This window comes from Kitasatospora sp. NPDC053057 (genome assembly GCF_044546945.1).
GTDB lineage: Bacteria > Actinomycetota > Actinomycetes > Streptomycetales > Streptomycetaceae > Kitasatospora.
In genome coordinates, this window is the sequence record NZ_JBITZP010000018.1 from 19,525 (window position 1) to 36,033 (window position 16,509).

A 16,509-nucleotide genomic window follows, 5' to 3' on the forward strand; every position below is an offset into this window, starting at 1 on the left:
ACCCCGCTGACGCCAAAGGAGCCTGTTGTGTTCGACAACGTGCGCGCCGACATCGCCACCACCCTCGACGAGATCCGCGAGGCCGGCCTGTTCAAGCCGGAGCGGATCATCGGCACCCCGCAGAGCGCGGCGGTCACCGTCACCGGTGGCGGTCGCCCGGGCGAGGTGCTGAACTTCTGCGCCAACAACTACCTCGGCCTGGCCGATCACCCCGAGGTGCTCGCCGCCGCGAAGGACGCGCTGGACCGCTGGGGCTACGGCATGGCCTCGGTCCGCTTCATCTGCGGCACCCAGGACGTGCACAAGGAGCTGGAGGACCGCCTCTCGGCCTTCCTCGGCCAGGAGGACACCATCCTCTACTCCTCGTGCTTCGACGCCAACGGCGGCGTCTTCGAGACGCTCCTGGACGCCAATGACGCCGTCATCTCCGACGCGCTCAACCACGCCAGCATCATCGACGGCATCCGGCTCAGCAAGGCCCGCCGCCACCGCTACGCCAACCGCGACATGGCCGACCTGGAGCAGCAGCTCAAGGAGACCCAGGACGCCCGCCGCCGCCTGATCGTCACCGACGGCGTCTTCTCGATGGACGGCTACGTCGCCCCGCTGCGCGAGATCTGCGACCTGGCCGACCGCTACAACGCCATGGTCATGGTCGACGACTCGCACGCCGTCGGCTTCGTCGGCGCCGGCGGCCGCGGCACGCCCGAACTGCACGGCGTGATGGACCGGGTGGACATCATCACCGGCACCCTGGGCAAGGCGCTGGGCGGCGCCTCCGGCGGCTACGTCGCCGCCCGCCGCGAGATCGTCGCCCTGCTGCGCCAGCGCTCCCGCCCGTACCTGTTCTCCAACTCGCTGGCCCCGGTGATCGCGGCCGCCTCGCTGAAGGTGCTCGACCTGGTCGAGCAGTCCAACGAGCTGCGCGAGAAGCTGGCGGCCAACACCGCGCTGTTCCGCAGCCGGATGACCGAGGCCGGGTTCGAGATCCTGCCGGGCGACCACCCGATCGCCCCGGTGATGATCGGCGACGCGGCCAAGGCCGGGCGGCTCGCCGAACTCCTGCTGGAGCGCGGCGTGTACGTGATCGGCTTCTCCTACCCGGTCGTCCCGCACGGCCAGGCCCGGATCCGGGTGCAGCTCTCCGCGGCGCACTCCACCGAGGACGTCGAGCGCGCCGTCGCCGCCTTCGTGGACGCGCGCGCCGCGCTGGGGGAGTGATCCTTCGATAGACCACCCGCGGGCCGGACCGCTCGGAACCGGTCCAGCCCGCGGGCTCACAACGTCCGTGCGGCGGTGGCGAATCGATTCACCACCGCCGCACGGCCACCAACCACCTGCCCCACCCTCCCGCTTCGGGGGTGGGACGCCGGCCCGCACCGGCGTCCCACCCCCGTTCGCGGTTCCTGCCGCAGCCGCAGCCGCCGCCACCTCACGTTACCGGCCAGTAATTTGGCTGATCATCACCTCCCCCGAGCTGTCGTCGGCTCGTTAGGCTCGCCGCGATCACATCGGGTGAACCCAGGGAGCAGAGCGTGATGGCACGACCCAACCGGACCGGCGGACACCGGGCATTGAGCGCCGTTCTCGTCGCGGCACTCGGGCTCGGCGCGGGGGCGGTGGCGGCCCAACCCGCCGTCGCGGCGCCCGCGTTCGGTGCTGCGTCGGCGTCGGCGTCATCGTCGGCGTTCGGAGGCTTCCGGCTGGCCGACATCACCGCCGCGGACGGAGTCGTCCTCAAGGCCGACGTGTTCACCCCGCCCGCCGGGACGCCTGGCGCGGACGCCCAGGGGCAGTACCCGGTGGTGGTGCAGCCGGCAAGTTGGGGGCAGAACGACCTGGAGTACGTCGCCCAGGGGCACCGTTTCGCGGCCGCCGGGTACGTTGTCGTGACGTACACCGTGCGCGGGTTCTGGGGTTCGGGCGGGGAGGTGGACGTCGCCGGGCCCAAGGACGTCGCCGACATCTCGACGGTGATCGACTGGGCGCTCGCCCACACCCCCGCGGACCCCGACCGGATCGGCATGGTCGGGCTGTCGCTCGGCGGCGGCCTCACCCTCCTCGGCGCCGCGTTCGACCCGCGGATCAAGGCCGTCGCCTCGCTGAGCGGCTGGGCCGACCTGACCGACGCGCTGTACAGCGGGCAGACCCGGCACACCCAGGCCGCCACCAGGCTGGCCACGATCGAGGGCCTGACCGGCCGCAAGAGCCCGGAGTTCGCGACCGCCCTGGACGATCTGTTCGCCGACCACGACCTGCCCGAGGTGGTCAAGTGGGCGAACGTCCGCTCACCGGCCACCTACCTGGACCGGATCAACGCCCACGGCACCGCCGTCTACCTCGCCAACGGCTGGAGCGACAGCTTCTTCAACCCCGGCCAGATGACGGACTTCTACCAGAAGCTCACCGTCCCCAAGCGCCTCGAACTGCGCCCCGGCGACCACGCGAGCCAGGAGTTCACCGGCCTGCTCGGCTTCTCCAATGCCACCTGGGACGGCGCCCGCACGTGGCTCGACCGCTACCTCAAGGGCGCCGCGGGCGCCCGCGACGGAGTCGACCTGGAGGTCCGCCCGACCGGTGCCCACGAGGCGTACCCGGACTGGAGCTCCGCCGGCTCCCGCACCGAGCAGCTGACCTTCGGCGACACGTCCACCGTGCGCGGCGACGAGCCCTCCGGTGCGAGCGGCGGCATCGTCCTGCTCTCCGGCCTGGTCGACCAGTGGCTGCACCAGCCGCCGACCGCCCTGGTGCCCCTGCTCGACCGCGACGCCGCCGCCGTCCGGCGGTCGGAGCGGTACTGGCAGGGCCTCTCCGTGCGCGGAGCCGTCCGGGTGCACAGCACCGTCACCGCCTCCGCGCCGCAGGGCACGGCCGTCGCCTACCTCTACGACACGGACGCCCTCGGCGTCGGGCGCCTGATCGCGCACGCCCCGCAGAGCTGGAGCGGACGGCCGGCGGGGCAGCCCTTCCCGCTGGACGTCACGCTGTTCCCCACCGCGTACGACCTCCCGGCCGGCCACCGGCTCACGCTCGTGCTCGGCACCCACGACGACCTGTACGGCGGCGAGACGCCGAAGGGCAGCACGGTGACCTTCGGTCCGGCGGAGGTCTCGCTGCCGGTCCGCTGAGGCCCCGGCGCCCACCACGGTCCCGCCACGGGGCGGGCCGTTGGTCAACAGCTGAGATGGATTCGATCAGGAAATACGTCAACTGCCGTAGACGGCGCGGGGGCGGGTGGCGGCCCGGCCCCGCGCCGGGGCGGGTCACAGCCGGCGCAGGAAGACGTCCAGGTAGGTGCTGGTGTCACCCGGCACCAGGTTGGCGTCCTCCGCGGTGAAGACCACGGTGTCGCCGGTGGCGTCGACGTACGGGCTGTCGGAGCCGCCGGTGCTCTGCGAGCCGTCCTGGGCGGCGCTGACCCGCTCGATCCGCCCGGTCCGCAGGTCCCGGCGGAACACGTCGTTCTGCTGGTTGGTGTCGTCGGGCACCAGGTTGTCGGCGCCGGAGTCGAAGTAGACCCAGCGGCCGTCGGAGGTCATGGCGGGGTCGTAGGCGCCCTCGGTGGTCGTGGTGCCGGGCAGGAAGGTGTTGATCCGGGTGATCGTGCCGGTGGCCAGCTCGCGGGCGTAGAGGTCCATCCGGATGCCGTGCGAGCCGGGCCGGCCGGCGACGTAGACCGGCAGGCCGTAGAGGGCGAAACGGCCGTCGGGGCTGATCCGGGCGTCGCCGCCGGCGCCGCGCAGCTCACCGGTGGTGTCGTCCAGGCTGGCGCCGGTGATCTTGCCGGTGTCGGCCTTCCAGACGTAGTACGGGTAGAAGCGGGGGCCGGCCAGCAGGTCCGCGGTGCCGGTGGCCGCCGTCGGGGTGGTCGCGGCGGGCTGCTGCGGGACGAGGTTGCCCGCCCGGGAGGTGAAGCCGACGGTGGCGCCGTCCGCGCTGATGGTCGGGCGGAAGGAGTTGTTGTCGGCGGTGGTGCCGTCGAAGCCGGTGGTGATCAGCCGGGTGGTGTGGGTCCAGCGGTCGGTGACGAAGACGTTCTCCTTGCCGCGGCGCACCCCGGGGGCCAGGTCGGTGCGGTTGGAGGCGTAGGCGACGTAGCGGCCGTCCCGGCTCAGGGTGGGGCTGTCGGCGCTGCGGATGGTCTCGTCGTCGCCGGTGGTGAGGCTGCCGCCGGTGATCAGCTCGGTGTGGCCGGTCCAGCGGTCGCGGACGTAGACGTCGCCGGCGTGCTTGGCCTGGCCGGGCACCACGTTGGTGGCGGTGGTGCTGAAGGCGACGTACCGGCCGTCGGCGCTGATCGAGGCGTCCGAGGTGGCGGCGTTCAGCGGGGAGCCGTCGTCGGCCACGCTGGCCCGCTCGATGTGGCCGTTGCGCAGGTCCCGGACGTAGACCTCGCTGGCGTTGGGGGTGCCGTCGACGGGCAGCAGGTTGGTCGCGGTCGAGGAGAACAGCGCGGAGCGGCCGTCGGCGCTCAGCCCGAGCGCGTACGAGTAGCCGTTGAGCTGCTCGCCCTTGGTGCCCTCGCTGACCCGGGCGGTGTCGCCCTTGGGCGGCCGGGCCTCGGCGGCCGGCACCACGGCACCGACCGCGAGGGCGGCCACCAGGACGCAGCCGGTGCGGGCCAGCCGGCGGCGGGAACGAGCGGTGGTCATGGAAATCCTCCCCGGATGACGAGTGCCGGGCCCTCGAATCCCCGTGAATCCCCAGCGGCCCGGCTCGGCCACGAGCCAAGCGCCGATCGAGCGCGACGGTCAACGGGCCGAAGCGATCTCCGCCGGAAATACGCCACCGGTGGTACTGCCGCCCGCGGACCCACCCGGAGGCGCCCGCGGACCCACCCGGACGTGCCCCCGGACTCAGCCGGACGGGTCAGCCGCGGCACGCTGGCAGAATTGGCCTGTGATCGACGCACGACGGCTGCGGACCCTCCGGGCCGTGGCGGACCACCGCACCGTGACCGCCGCGGCGGCCGCCCTCTACCTGACCCCCTCCGCGGTCTCCCAGCAGCTGGCCGCCCTGGAGCAGGAGACCGGCCACGACCTGCTGGCCCGGGAGGGCCGGGGCGTGCGGCTGACCGCCGCCGGGGAGATCCTGCTCGGCCACGCCGACGCGGTCCTCGCCCAGCTGGAGCGCGCCGAGGCCGACCTCGCCGCGTACAGTGCGGGCGTCGCGGGCGAGGTCACCGTCGCCTCCTTCGCCACCGGCATCTCGCACGTGCTGGCCCCGGCGATCGGCCTGCTCGCCGGGCGGGCGCCGGGCGTACGGCTCAAGGTGCTGGACGCCGAGGGCGACGCCAGCCTGCCGATGGTGCTGGACGGCCGGGCCGACCTCGCGGTGGCCGTCGAGTACCGGGGCGCCCCGCGCGCCGACGACGCCCGGCTCACCCGGGTCCCGCTGTACGCCGAGCCCTTCGAGGCCGTCCTGCCGCTGGCCCACCCGCTGGCCGCCGAGTCGGGGCCGCTCGCGGTGGCCGCGCTCGCCGACGAGCCGTGGATCGGCCCGTACCCGGGCAACCCCTGCCACGACGTGGTCCTGCTGGCCTGCGAGCACGCCGGCTTCCAGCCGCGTCTGCTGCACTCCTCGGACGACTTCCGCGCCGTCGTCGCCCTGGCCTCGGCCGGTTCGGGCGTCGCCCTCGTCCCGCGTTCGGCGCTGCGCGGGGTGGACCTGGCCCGGGTCGCGGTCCGGCGGGTGGACAGCGAGCTGGCCACCCGCCGGGTCTTCGCCGCCGTCCGGGCCGGCGCCGACGGGCATCCGCTGATCCGTCCGGTCCTGGACTCCCTCGCCGAGGCGGCCGCCTCGGGCGCGTGACGCCGGTGTTCTCCGCGGAACGCAGCCGGAGGCCGCTGAACGGAGGCGGGCCGCCGCGTCGCCTGCCGACTCCGTGCGCCCAAGTCCCGCCCTGTAGGCGGGCCTTGGGCAGTCCCACGGCGCGCGGGGGCCGACGCCGCGGGTCGGCGAGCGTCGGGTTCTCCCCGCCGCCCCCAGCGGGCGAATGCGGCGGCCCGATAGGGTCGGGCAAAGGGTTCGTGTGCGAGCGGGGAGGGGAAGCGCCATGTCGGTTGCCGTGTGGGCGGCCCTCCGCCGCCGGCCGTCGGCCTTCCTGTGGTCGTGGTGGCCGCTGCGTGCCTGGGCGTTCCTGCTGACCGGCACCGTCCAGGGCGCCGTCTCGCTGCTGGTGCTGGCCGCGCTGCTGTTCGTCGGGGTCGGGCTGTCCCTGTTCGGCATCGGACTGGTGGTGCTGGCCGGGGTGGCCGTGCTCGGGGTGCCGCTCGCCGCGCTGGAGCGGCGCCGGCTGCTCCTGGTCGAGCCCGTCCCGCTGCCCGACCCGCACGGATCGCTGCCCGGCGCGGGTGCGGCGGCCTGGCTGCGGACCCGGCTGAAGGAGCGGGCGACCTGGCGCGAGCTGGCGTACCTGCTGATCCACACCGTGCTGTTCACGGCGAGCGGCCTCGGTTTCGTCGCGCTGCTGGGCCTGTCGCTGATGCTGCTGGCGACGCCGGTGATCGTGTGGGCGATCAGCCCGGACACCGTGATGCTGATCCCCGGCCGGCCGATCTCGGAGCCGCTCGCCGCGCTGCCCGGCAGCGCGGCGGGAGTGGTCGGGCTGGTGCTCTCCGCCTACGCCGGGTGCCTGCTGGCCGGGGCCCAGGTGTGGACGGCACAGTTCCTGCTGGCGATGCGGGACGAGGACCTCGGCGGCCGGGTCGTCGAACTCACCCGCTCCCGGGCCCGGTTGGTGGACGCCTTCGAGGCCGAGCGGCGCCGGATCGAGCGCGACCTGCACGACGGCGCCCAGCAGCAGCTGCTCGCCCTGAGCATGACCCTGGGCCTGGCCGAACTGGAGCTGCGCGGGCAGCACCCGGCCGCGGCCGGGCTGGTCACCCGGGCCCGCGGCGAGGCCAAGCAGGCCCTGGAGCAGCTGCGCACCCTGGTGCGCGGGATCCATCCCCAGGTGCTGACCGACCACGGGCTGCCCGCGGCGGTCGCCGAGGTGGCGCTGCGCAACCCGATCCCGGTCACCGTCGACATCGACCTGCCGCACCGGCTGCCCGGCCCGGTGGAGACGGCCGCCTACTTCACCGTCCGGCACACCAGTACCACCTGTGCCCGACCGCTCCCGGAGCCCGGTGGGCTTGGTGAGTGAGCACCCGTCCATTCCAGCCGCGCGGGGAGGTGACGTCATGACAGCCAGGTTGAGACCCGGTGGTCGGGTTTCCCCTACCATCCGTGCCCGCGGGGCCCCGTGATCGTGCCCGAACCGTCGCGGCGGGACCGCGTAGGGTGGCGGGAAGGAAGCCCGGCCGCACCCCCCAGGAGACACCTCATGCCCTCGACCGCTGTTCCCGCCGGCCCGCTGCCGGTCGGGGTGATCGGCCTCGGCGACATCGCGCAGAAGGCGTACCTGCCGGTGCTCACCGCCGTGCCCGGGCTGGACCCGCGGCTGATGACCCGGGACCGGGCCAAGCTGGACCGGCTGGGGGAGACGTACCGGATCGACGCCGAACGGCGGTTCGCCGACCTGGGCGAGCTGATCGACAGCGGCATCCGGGCCGCCTTCGTGCACGCGGCCACCGACCAGCACGTGCCCATCGTCGAGCGGCTGCTCGGCGCCGGGGTGGACGTGTACGTGGACAAGCCGCTGGACCACACCCTGGACGGCGCCCGGCGGCTGGTCGACCTCGCCGACCGCACCGGCCGCTCGCTGATGGTCGGGTTCAACCGGCGCCACGCGCCCGGCTACGCGCAGGCGCTGGAGCGCCCGCGTGACCTGATCGTGCTGCAGAAGAACCGCGAGGGCCTGGCCGAGGCCGCCCGGACGCTGGTCTTCGACGACTTCGTGCACGTCGTGGACACCCTGCGGTTCCTGGTGCCCGGCGAGGTCGAGCACGTGGACGTCCGGGCCCGGAAGGACCGGGACGGCCTGGTGGAGCACGTGGTGCTCACGCTCGGCGGGGAGGGGTTCACCGCGCTGGGGATCATGAACCGGGTCTCCGGCTCGACCGAGGAGGTGCTGGAGGTCTCCGGCGGCGACTCCAAGCGCGAGGTGCGCAACCTGGCCGAGGTGATCGACCATCGCGGCCAGCCCACCGTGCGCCGGCGCGGTGACTGGGTGCCGGTGGCCCGCCAGCGCGGGATCGAGCAGTGCGTCCTGGCCTTCCTCGACGCCGTGCGGGCCGGGAAGACCCTGGACGCCCACGACGCGCTGCGCACCCACGAGCTGTGCGAACTGATCGTGGAACGCATCGAGGCGGTCTGACCGGCCGGGCGGGGTGCGGCGCTTCATCGGCATGTCATCGGCCGCTGCCATGGTTCGTCCGTTGACCTGGGCCGACCGCGTGCCGCGACCGAGCGGGCGGGTCGGCCAACCTCGTGGGGAGGATCGAATGCAAGCTCGAAGGATCGCTGCCGCGTCGGCCGGACTCCTGCTGACCGTCGGACTGACGGTGGCTCAAGGAGCGACCGCACAGGCGGCCACCACGCGCGTGACCGCCCCGTGTGAGGGCACCTACACGATCGTCGTCGGGGGCACCGGCAGCTCGTGGAACAAGGACGGCTTCTCCGGCAACATCCAGCAGCACGTCGGGTACCCGACCCAGATCCCCAACGGCGCCAGCACGCGGGCGGGTGTCGACGAGCTGAACCGGCTGGTCCGCGACCAGCGCGCCGCGTGTCCGGGCCAGCACGTCAAGATGGCCGGGTACTCCCTGGGGGCCGGGGTGGTGCACGTCTGGGTCACCGAGAACTGGCAGACCTTCGACAACGTCAACGCCATCCTCATCGCGGACCCGAAGCGCCAGGGCCCTCCCGGCGCCAACGGCGGCGCGGTGCCCTTCGGTGGCATCATCGGCGCGCCGCTCGCCGGCGCCGACCGGTTCTTCGGCAACGTGCCGGTCAAGACGATCTGCCACTGGGACTACGTCTGCGACGAGTCCGCCGGCATCTGGACCTATCCGGCCAACCACGTCAACAACTACCCCGAAGATTTCAACATGGACCACCACAACGACAGCGCCAACGAGCAGTGGTACAACGGCGCCTGGTACCCGGCGAGTTGGTAGTCGTCGGCCGCCCGTCGGCCCGATCCTGAGCCGCGCTCCCACGCCACCCGCCGGGGGGCGGGGGAGCGCGTCATCGGGATGTCATCACCCCTCCCTAACGTGGCCGCGTACGGACAAGACCCGGACCGGCAGGGAGAGGACGGACCGATGGCGCTGAGCGCACTCGAACGGGAGGGCCCCGAGCGGAGGGGGCCCGGGCGGAGGGGACTCAAGCGGAGGCTGGCGGTGGCGGCCATCGCCGTCGTGCCGCTGCTGGGCCCGACGGCGGCCGCCGGATCGCCGGCCGTCGCACCGGCGCCGGACAAGCCGACGATCCGCTACACCGAGTACGGCATCCCGCACATCATCGCCGCCGACCTGGCGGGGCTGGGGGAGGGATACGGGTACGCGGCGGCCAAGGACAACATCTGCACCCTGGCCGACACCTACCTGATGGTCAACGCCCAGCGATCCCGCTACCTGGGCCCGGACGGCAAGGCGAGCCCCGGCCAGAACCAGAACACCACCACCAACCTCAACAGCGACCTGTACTTCCAGCGGATCAACGACAACCGCGTGGTGGAGGGGCTGATCGACCAGCCCGCGCCCAAGGGCCCGGAGCCGGAGGTCAAGGAGGCCATCCGCGGCTACGTCCAGGGGTACAACCGGTACCTGGCCGAGACCGGCGTGAACAACATCTCGGACCCGGCCTGCCGCGGCGCGGCCTGGGTGCGGCCGATCACCGAGCTGGACGTCTACCGGCACGCGCACGCCGAGATCATCATGGGCAGCGCCGATCCGCTGCTGGACGGCGAGGTGAACGCCGCGCCCCCGGGGGCCTCGGTCGCCGCCCAGTCGAGTGGGGCCCAGCCCGTGCCCTCCCCGGAGGAGACCGGCAACAGGATCCGCGAGGCGATGGCCGCCGCCCGCCAGCAGGGCGGCATGGGCAGCAACGCCCTCGCCGTGGGCTCCCAGGGCGTCTCCGGCGGCACCAGCATGCTGCTGGCCAACCCGCACTTCCCCTGGCAGGGCAAGAACCGGATGTGGCAGGCCCAGTTGACCATCCCGGGGCGGTTCAACGTCTCCGGGGCCAGCCTGCTCGGCCTGCCCGCCGTGAACATCGGGCACAACGACGACGTCGCCTGGACCCACACCGTCGCCACGGTGGCCCCGTTCGGGCTGTTCGACGTCCAGGTGGACCCGCTGCACCCGACCAACTACCTGGTGGACGGCACCTGGCAGCCGATGACCTCGCAGCAGGTCGGCGTCGACGTGCTGAACCCGGACGGCTCCGTCGGCAGGGTCACCAGGACGCTCTGGTCCACCCGGTACGGCCCGATCACCACCTCGATCCTCGGCAACCCGCTGCCCTGGGTGGTGAGCGCGCATGCGGTGCGCGACGCGAACATGGACAACCTGCGGGCGTTGAACACCTGGTTCCACCTCGACCAGGCCAAGGACGTCAACGACGTGGTGAACTCCCTGGAGACCACGGAGGGCGTCCCCTTCTTCAACACCGTCGCCTCGGACCGCAAGGGCAACGCGCTGTACGCGGACATCCAGGCCGCCCCGAACATCACCGACGCCCACGCGCAGTCCTGCCTCACCCTGACGGGTCAGGTGCTGTTCAACCAGCAGCTGCGGCTGCCCAACGTGCCGCCGGTCTCCATCTTCGACGGCAAGCGCAGCGAGTGCGACTGGCCGAACGACCCGAACGCGGTCGCGCCCGGACTGATGGACCCGCACGCGCAACCGCGCCTGATCCGCTCCGACTTCGTGGGCAACGCCAACGACAGCGCCTGGCTGGCCAATCCCGAGCAGCCGCTGTCCTTCCCCCGGGTGATGGGCGACACCGCGCAGCCGCGCTCGCTGCGCACCCAGGAGCTGATCCTGACCGCGCAGAACCGGATCAACGGCAACGACGGCCTGCCGGGCCGGGGCTTCACGCCGGAGAACATGCGGCAGCTGCTGTTCGCCGACAACAGCAGGGCGGCCGACCTGGCCCTCAACGCCACGGTGAGCGCCTGTCAGGGCGCGCCGTTCGGGCTCGTCCTGGTGGACGGGAACCTGGTCAACATCAGCGAGGCGTGTCCGATCCTGGCCGCCTGGAACCACAAGTACACGGCGGACAGCCGGGGTTCCTGGCTGTTCGAGAACTTCTGGTTCTACCTGACCAACGGGCAGGCGATCGAGAAGCTGCCGTGGCGGGTCCCCTTCGACCCCAAGGACCCGGTGCACACGCCCAATTCGCTGGACGCCGGGAACGACAGCGTCCGCAACTCGCTCGCCCGGGCCGTCCTCGCGCTGCGCAACGCGGGCATCGCGTTGAACGCGCCGCTGTCGGACGTCCAGAAGGTCACCCGCAACGGCGAGCAGATCCCGATCCACGGCTCGATCCACGAGCTGGGCGTGCTGAACGTGGTCACGCCCGGCACGGTCGACGGCAAGCTCGACATCACCTTCGGCTCCAGCTTCATCCAGGAGACCAGGTTCACCGCCGACGGCCCGCCCGAGTCCGCGTCCGTACTGGCCTACTCCCAGTCGGCCAACCCGAACTCGCCGCACTACGCCGACCAGACCAAGCTGTTCTCGGCCGGCCAGTGGGTGACCGAGCGGTACACCGAGGACCAGATCGCGGCCTCCCCGGCGCTGGAGGTCAAGGTCCTCGACTGAGGCCGCGCCGCGCACCACCACGACCACGACCACGAGGGGGAACACCGTGACGAGGACACTTCACCGCTGGCGAACGGTGGTGGCCCTGCTGGCCGCCGTCGTCGGCTTCATCGGGACGGCCGCCACGGTCGCTCCCGCCCGAGCCGCCGGCACGGGCGCACCGCCGCGGATGACGGACGGGTTCGGCCTGACCCAGGTCGACCCGACCGTGGGCGGTCCCACCGACTTCTACCTCACCGTGACCACACCCGAGGTCACGGGCAAGCACCACATCAAGATCATCCTGCCGAGCGGCTACTACGACGACCCGGCCCGGCGCTACCCGGTGCTGTACTTCCTGCACGGATCGCCCGACGACCCGATCCGGCAGAACTACCCGGCGCTGACGACCTCCAACGCGATGATCACCGTCATCCCGGACGGCGGCGCCCGCGGCTGGTACGCGAACTGGCTGAACCAGAACACCCAACTCGGGGCCCAGAACTGGGAGAACTTCCACCTCAACCAGGTGATCCCGTTCATCGACGCGAACCTGCGGACCATCCCCACGAGGAAGGCCAGGGCCGTCGCCGGGGTCTCGATGGGCGGGTTCGGCGCCCTCCACTACGCCCAGGACCACCCCGAGCTGTTCAGCCAGACCGCGTCCCTGTCGGGGGACATCGACCTGTCGGCCGACTCCATGGACCTGCGGCTGGCCGTCGTCGCCTCCCTCATCGACGGGCAGGGCGCGATCTGCGGCTCGTCGTCCGGGGTCTGCGACCCCGACAACGACCCCTACAAGCCGGGCGTGGACAGCGACGCCCTGTTCGGCTCGCCCTACCCGGTGTTCAACGCGGACTGGCGGTGGAACGCGGCCGACCCGTCCCAGCACATGGACAAGCTCGCCGGCGTCGGGGTCTCCATCTACGTGGGCAACGGCCACGGCTCGCCCACCGACCTGGAGTTCTGGCTCGAAGGCGCGTCCAAGCACGTCAAGGACCACATGGACGCCCTGGGCATGCCCTACTACTACGTCGACTACGGCGACGGCTCCGCCTGGGGCGGCCAGTGCAACGGCGGCCACAACGGCGGCTGCTGGGAACAGGACCTCCGGGACCTGATCCCCCGGCTGGAGCGGGCCTTCGCCTCCTGACCGCGTCACGGAGCCCGGGGGCTCCACCGGGCTCCACCGCGCTCCACCGGGGAACCGTCCCGGTGGAGCCCGGCGTCCGACCGGTCAGCGCGCTGCTCCGGTGCGGTCCGGGCCCGCCTGGGCGCCGCGCAGGATCAGCTGGTGCGTGCGCCGCAACACCGGACTCGGCGGCACCCCCAGGTCCTCGGCGAGCCGGCGGCGCGTGCGGTCGAACACGGCCAGTGCGTCGGCCTGGCGACCGCCGCGGTACAGCGCCTCCATCAGCATCGCCGCCACCGGCTCGTTCAGCGGGTGCTCGGCGGACAGCGCGACCAGCTCCGCGATCGCCCCGGTGAACTGGCCCAGCGCCAGCCGCCATCGCGACCGCCGCTGGGCGACGGTGATCCGGCGCTCGGTCAGTCGTACCCGCTCCAATTCGGCGAGCGGGCCGGGCAGTCCGGCCAGCGGCTCCCCGCGGAACAGGTCCAGCGCCTGGGAACAGAGGCGGACAGCCTCGGGCAGATCGCCCGCCCGATCAGCCGTACCGGCGGCGCCGACCAGGGCCTCCATGTCGGCGAGGTCCACCTCGGTGGCGCCGACGGCCAGTCGGTAGCCGTACCGGTCGTGTTCGATCACCGAGCCCGGGCAGTCCCCGGTCCGCAGGGTCTTGCGCAGCCGGTAGACGTGGACCGGCACCACGTTGGTGACCGGCGGCTCCGAGCCCCACACGCCGTCGAGCAGCTCCTGCCGGCTGACGGTCCGTCCCCGGTGGAGCGCCAGCGCCGCCAGCACGGCCTGCTGGCGCAGGTGCCCGAGGTCGAGGGGCCGTCCGTCGTGCCAGGCCCGCAGCGGTCCGAGCACGGAGATCCGCACCTTCGGGCCGGCCGTCCGGCCGCCGGTGCCCCGCGGCACCGGGTCCGCGCCCCGGGTGCGGGGGCCGCGGCCGGGGGCGACGAGTCCGCAGTCGAAGGCGTGGACGATGGCGGCGGCCCGGTCGCGCAGGCCGAGCTTCCCGAGGATCCGCGCCAGGTGCCCGGCCACGTCCTCCTCGGAGACGCCGAGGGCGGCGGCGACCTCGTCGTCCCGCAGGCCGCAGCCGACCGCATGGAGCACCTCGCGCTCCTGCTGCCCGAGGACGGCGGCGCTCGGCCGGGTCGTGGTGGCGGTCGACGGCATCGCTGCTCCCTGCGCTCCGGGCCCGCCGGTCCGGCGGACGCCGTCGACAAGCTAGCCGGGGGCACGGCGGGCCCGGAATCCGGAACGATCCGGAGGAGTGCGCGGAACGGCCCGCGCCGGTACCCGTCGGTACGCGCCGGTTCCCGTGGCGATCCGCCGTGCAGGTCAGGGGCAGTCGGCGAGGGTGGGGCGGTCCTTGGTGCGGACGGCGGGCAGCCAGGCGGTGGTGGCGGGGCCGGGGAGGTGCACGCGGTACCAGAGGGTGGAGGAGCTGTCCTCCTCGTCGATGATGGGCAGGCCGGTGGCGAGTTGGCAGTCGGCGTCGAGGGTGTCGTTGTGCCAGACGCGGGTGGGGACGACGTTCTCGGCGGTGTAGGGGCGCCGTGGGTCGACGGCGAGGCCCAGGCTGCACGCCGGGTCGCGGTCGGTGCGGTCCCGGCAGCCGCGTTCGGCGTTGAAGACCCGGATCCGTCCGGGGTGTCCGGCCTGGTCGGAGTGCGGCCAGAGGGCGGCGACGGTGGCAGTGGCCGCGGCGCAGGCGGCGAGGGCGAGCAGGCCGGCGCGCACGCGCGGGCGGCTCCGGCGGCGCGGACGGCGGCCGGACTGGTGGGCGCGGATGCGGGCGAGCAGGCTCTCGGCGGTGTGCGGGGCGCGGGCGGCGTGGGTGGGAGCGAGGCAGTCGGCGGCGAGGGCGCGCCAGAACGGGGGGACGTCGGGGGCCAGCCGCAGGGCGGCGCGGCCCTCGGCGTACTGCTGGGCGGCGGCGCTGCGGGCGGTGGGGGTGGCGCCGGGGAAAGGCGGGACGCCGGCGGCGAACACCTCGTGGATCATGATGCCGAGCGCCCAGATGTCGGCGGTGGCGCGGATCTTGACCCCGTGCTCGCCGAGCGGCTCCTTCCAGCGTTCCGGCGGGAGGTAGTCGGGGGTGCCCATGGGGGCGCAGTGGCCGTGGGTGCCGGTGAGTTCGATGGCGAGGCCGAAGTCGGACAGGCGCACCTCGCCGTCGCGGCCGATGAGGACGTTCTCGGGCTTGAGATCGGTGTGGACCCAGCCGGAGCGGTGGAGGTGGGCCAGGCCCTCGCAGATGCCGGCGATGATCCGGCCGCCCAGGGCCTCGTCGACGGCGGTGGCGAGCAGGTCGCGCAGGGTGCCCCGGGCGCGTTCCATGACCAGGACGATCGCGCCGTCGAGCGCGGGGTGGTCGGGGGCGGTCAGGGTGAGGGTGTCGAGCAGCGGGACCAGCCGGGGGTGCGGCGCGGTGCGGGCCAGCTCGATCTCGCGGCGGGCGGTTTCGGCGACGTTGCGGGCCTGGCGGGGAGCGAGTCCGGCGGTCGGCAGCACCTTGAGTGCGACCGTGTCGTCCACCTCGGGTGCGTCCTCCGGTTCGGACCGCGTGGCTCGGTGGGCGGCGTAGACCGTCGCCCAGCCGCCTTCGCCGATGGGTTCGACGACGGTCCACTCGCCGACCCGGTGGCCGGGTGGCAGCAGTTCCTCGCCGTCCCCGTGGAAGGCCGGGTCGTGCGGCATCGAGGTCCCTCCCTACCGTCCGGGCTCGGCGGCTTCGGGACGCGGCAGCAGCGCGAGGTGCTCCTCGCGGACGATGCCGAACTTCAGGGCGAGTCCGACCACCGCCTCGCGCTTGCCGTTGCGGCGCTCCGTGCGGTCCGTGCCGTCGGGCACGTCGATGCGGAGCTTCTCGTCGGCGAGGTAGTCGATGTGCGAGCTGACCGCGCGGGCGGTGAGCCGGGCGCAGGCCGGGTGGCTGCGCAGCCGCGCGACCACCTGGGGGGTGGTGGGCACGGCGGCGGGGGAGCGGTCGCGCAGCCACGGTTCGCAGAGCGCGACCAGAACCAGGAAGTAGGTGGCGGTCTCGTCCAGGGAGTACGCCGTCATGGTGCGGCTCTCCCAGGAGCCGACGCGGGCGTGCGGGTCCAGGTAGACGTGGTCGGGCGCGAACACCTGGAAGGACAGCGGCGTCTCGCGCCGCGAGGGCAGCACGACCCGGGAGAACTCGAACGGGATCGGTGCGCCGATCCGCCGGGGCGGCACGCGCAGGTACTCGCCGGCGCCCTCCGGGTTCTCCACCAGGTAGGTGTGGGTGTTGCTGAGGTTGCTCAACTGCCAGTGGTCGTCGGTCGCGTGGATCTCCCCGGCGAGTCGGGAGACCGTCTCGTCGCCGAACCGGAGCTCCACCGGCGTGGTGGCGGAGCCGCGGCCGAAGCGGGCCCGCTCTCCCGGACCGAGCCGCAAGGTGACCGCTTCGGCACCGTTCCCCTCCGGCAGGTGGACGAGAATCCCGCTCACCGTTCCTCCGTCCCGCGCACCGCTCCCCCGTTTCGCCTTCCGGCCCTTGCCGGACGGACGAACGCTACCTCTTTGAGCATGACAATAAACCGTATGGTGACACAGACCATTTGACGGCGAGTCAGCGGGACGGATGCGGAACGGGTGGACAGGGCGGTCAGCGCCCCGGGGCGGCACGGCCCGCAGGCGGGAGCACGACTGCTC

12 protein-coding genes are annotated in these 16,509 nt (G+C 73.1%); 8 read left to right on the forward strand and 4 right to left on the reverse strand.

All coding sequences use genetic code 11. The features are described 5' to 3' along the window. Nucleotides 1-27 precede the first annotated feature (27 nt). Nucleotides 28-1,221: a glycine C-acetyltransferase gene (locus ACIG5E_RS19965; protein ID WP_396535008.1), complete on the forward strand. Its 1,194-nt coding sequence runs from the start codon at nucleotides 28-30 to the stop codon at nucleotides 1,219-1,221. A 317-nt stretch (nucleotides 1,222-1,538) separates the two neighbouring features. Next, a complete protein-coding gene (locus ACIG5E_RS19970; RefSeq protein ID WP_396535010.1) occupies nucleotides 1,539-3,128 on the forward strand; it encodes a CocE/NonD family hydrolase in 1,590 nt (529 codons plus the stop codon). 135 nt (nucleotides 3,129-3,263) lie between these two features. Here ACIG5E_RS19970 and ACIG5E_RS19975 read toward each other — a convergent pair whose 3' ends face one another. Beyond that, complete coding sequence (locus ACIG5E_RS19975; protein WP_396535012.1) at nucleotides 3,264-4,652, reverse strand: TolB family protein; 1,389 nt, start codon at nucleotides 4,650-4,652, stop codon at nucleotides 3,264-3,266. A 247-nt stretch (nucleotides 4,653-4,899) separates the two neighbouring features. On the opposite strand from ACIG5E_RS19975, the gene ACIG5E_RS19980 reads away from it, so the two are divergent. The 6 genes from ACIG5E_RS19980 to ACIG5E_RS20005 all read left to right on the forward strand — a co-directional run bounded on the left by ACIG5E_RS19980 (nucleotide 4,900) and on the right by ACIG5E_RS20005 (nucleotide 12,846). Then, nucleotides 4,900-5,811, forward strand: coding sequence for a LysR family transcriptional regulator (locus ACIG5E_RS19980; protein ID WP_396535014.1), 912 nt, complete (start codon nucleotides 4,900-4,902; stop codon nucleotides 5,809-5,811). Between the two features lie 244 nt (nucleotides 5,812-6,055). After that, the gene (locus ACIG5E_RS19985) at nucleotides 6,056-7,147 is read left to right on the forward strand and encodes a sensor histidine kinase (protein ID WP_396535016.1); all 1,092 of its coding nucleotides are present in this window, start codon (nucleotides 6,056-6,058) and stop codon (nucleotides 7,145-7,147) included. A gap of 210 nt (nucleotides 7,148-7,357) precedes the next feature. Continuing rightward, nucleotides 7,358-8,260 (forward strand): Gfo/Idh/MocA family protein, encoded by a 903-nt coding sequence (locus ACIG5E_RS19990; RefSeq protein WP_396535283.1) that lies wholly within the window; start codon nucleotides 7,358-7,360, stop codon nucleotides 8,258-8,260. A gap of 127 nt (nucleotides 8,261-8,387) precedes the next feature. Beyond that, complete coding sequence (locus tag ACIG5E_RS19995; RefSeq protein WP_396535018.1) at nucleotides 8,388-9,062, forward strand: cutinase family protein; 675 nt, start codon at nucleotides 8,388-8,390, stop codon at nucleotides 9,060-9,062. Between the two features lie 225 nt (nucleotides 9,063-9,287). Then, complete coding sequence (locus tag ACIG5E_RS20000; RefSeq protein WP_396535020.1) at nucleotides 9,288-11,714, forward strand: penicillin acylase family protein; 2,427 nt, start codon at nucleotides 9,288-9,290, stop codon at nucleotides 11,712-11,714. 46 nt (nucleotides 11,715-11,760) lie between these two features. Further along, nucleotides 11,761-12,846 (forward strand): alpha/beta hydrolase, encoded by a 1,086-nt coding sequence (locus tag ACIG5E_RS20005; protein ID WP_396535022.1) that lies wholly within the window; start codon nucleotides 11,761-11,763, stop codon nucleotides 12,844-12,846. 84 nt (nucleotides 12,847-12,930) lie between these two features. Here the strand turns inward: ACIG5E_RS20005 and ACIG5E_RS20010 are convergent, their stop codons facing one another. The 3 genes from ACIG5E_RS20010 to ACIG5E_RS20020 form a co-directional block, all read right to left on the reverse strand. After that, nucleotides 12,931-14,001 carry a BTAD domain-containing putative transcriptional regulator gene (locus ACIG5E_RS20010; RefSeq protein WP_396535024.1) on the reverse strand — a complete coding sequence of 357 codons (1,071 nt, stop codon included), beginning with the start codon at nucleotides 13,999-14,001 and terminating at the stop codon, nucleotides 12,931-12,933. A 165-nt stretch (nucleotides 14,002-14,166) separates the two neighbouring features. Continuing rightward, nucleotides 14,167-15,528 (reverse strand): serine/threonine-protein kinase, encoded by a 1,362-nt coding sequence (locus ACIG5E_RS20015; protein WP_396535026.1) that lies wholly within the window; start codon nucleotides 15,526-15,528, stop codon nucleotides 14,167-14,169. Nucleotides 15,529-15,540: 12 nt separating this feature from the next. Then, nucleotides 15,541-16,305 (reverse strand): serine/threonine protein kinase, encoded by a 765-nt coding sequence (locus ACIG5E_RS20020; RefSeq protein ID WP_396535028.1) that lies wholly within the window; start codon nucleotides 16,303-16,305, stop codon nucleotides 15,541-15,543. Nucleotides 16,306-16,509 lie beyond the last annotated feature (204 nt).

What these genes read in the sequence shown, in the direction of transcription:
- ACIG5E_RS19970 (WP_396535010.1), top strand. Translation starts at nt 1,539, where the DNA reads ATGGCACGACCCAACCGGACCGGCGGACACCGGGCATTGAGCGCCGTT.
- ACIG5E_RS19975 (WP_396535012.1), bottom strand. Translation starts at nt 4,652, where the DNA reads ATGACCACCGCTCGTTCCCGCCGCCGGCTGGCCCGCACCGGCTGCGTC.
- ACIG5E_RS19985 (WP_396535016.1), top strand. Translation starts at nt 6,056, where the DNA reads ATGTCGGTTGCCGTGTGGGCGGCCCTCCGCCGCCGGCCGTCGGCCTTC.
- ACIG5E_RS19995 (WP_396535018.1), top strand. Translation starts at nt 8,388, where the DNA reads ATGCAAGCTCGAAGGATCGCTGCCGCGTCGGCCGGACTCCTGCTGACC.
- ACIG5E_RS20010 (WP_396535024.1), bottom strand. Translation starts at nt 14,001, where the DNA reads ATGCCGTCGACCGCCACCACGACCCGGCCGAGCGCCGCCGTCCTCGGG.
- ACIG5E_RS20015 (WP_396535026.1), bottom strand. Translation starts at nt 15,528, where the DNA reads ATGCCGCACGACCCGGCCTTCCACGGGGACGGCGAGGAACTGCTGCCA.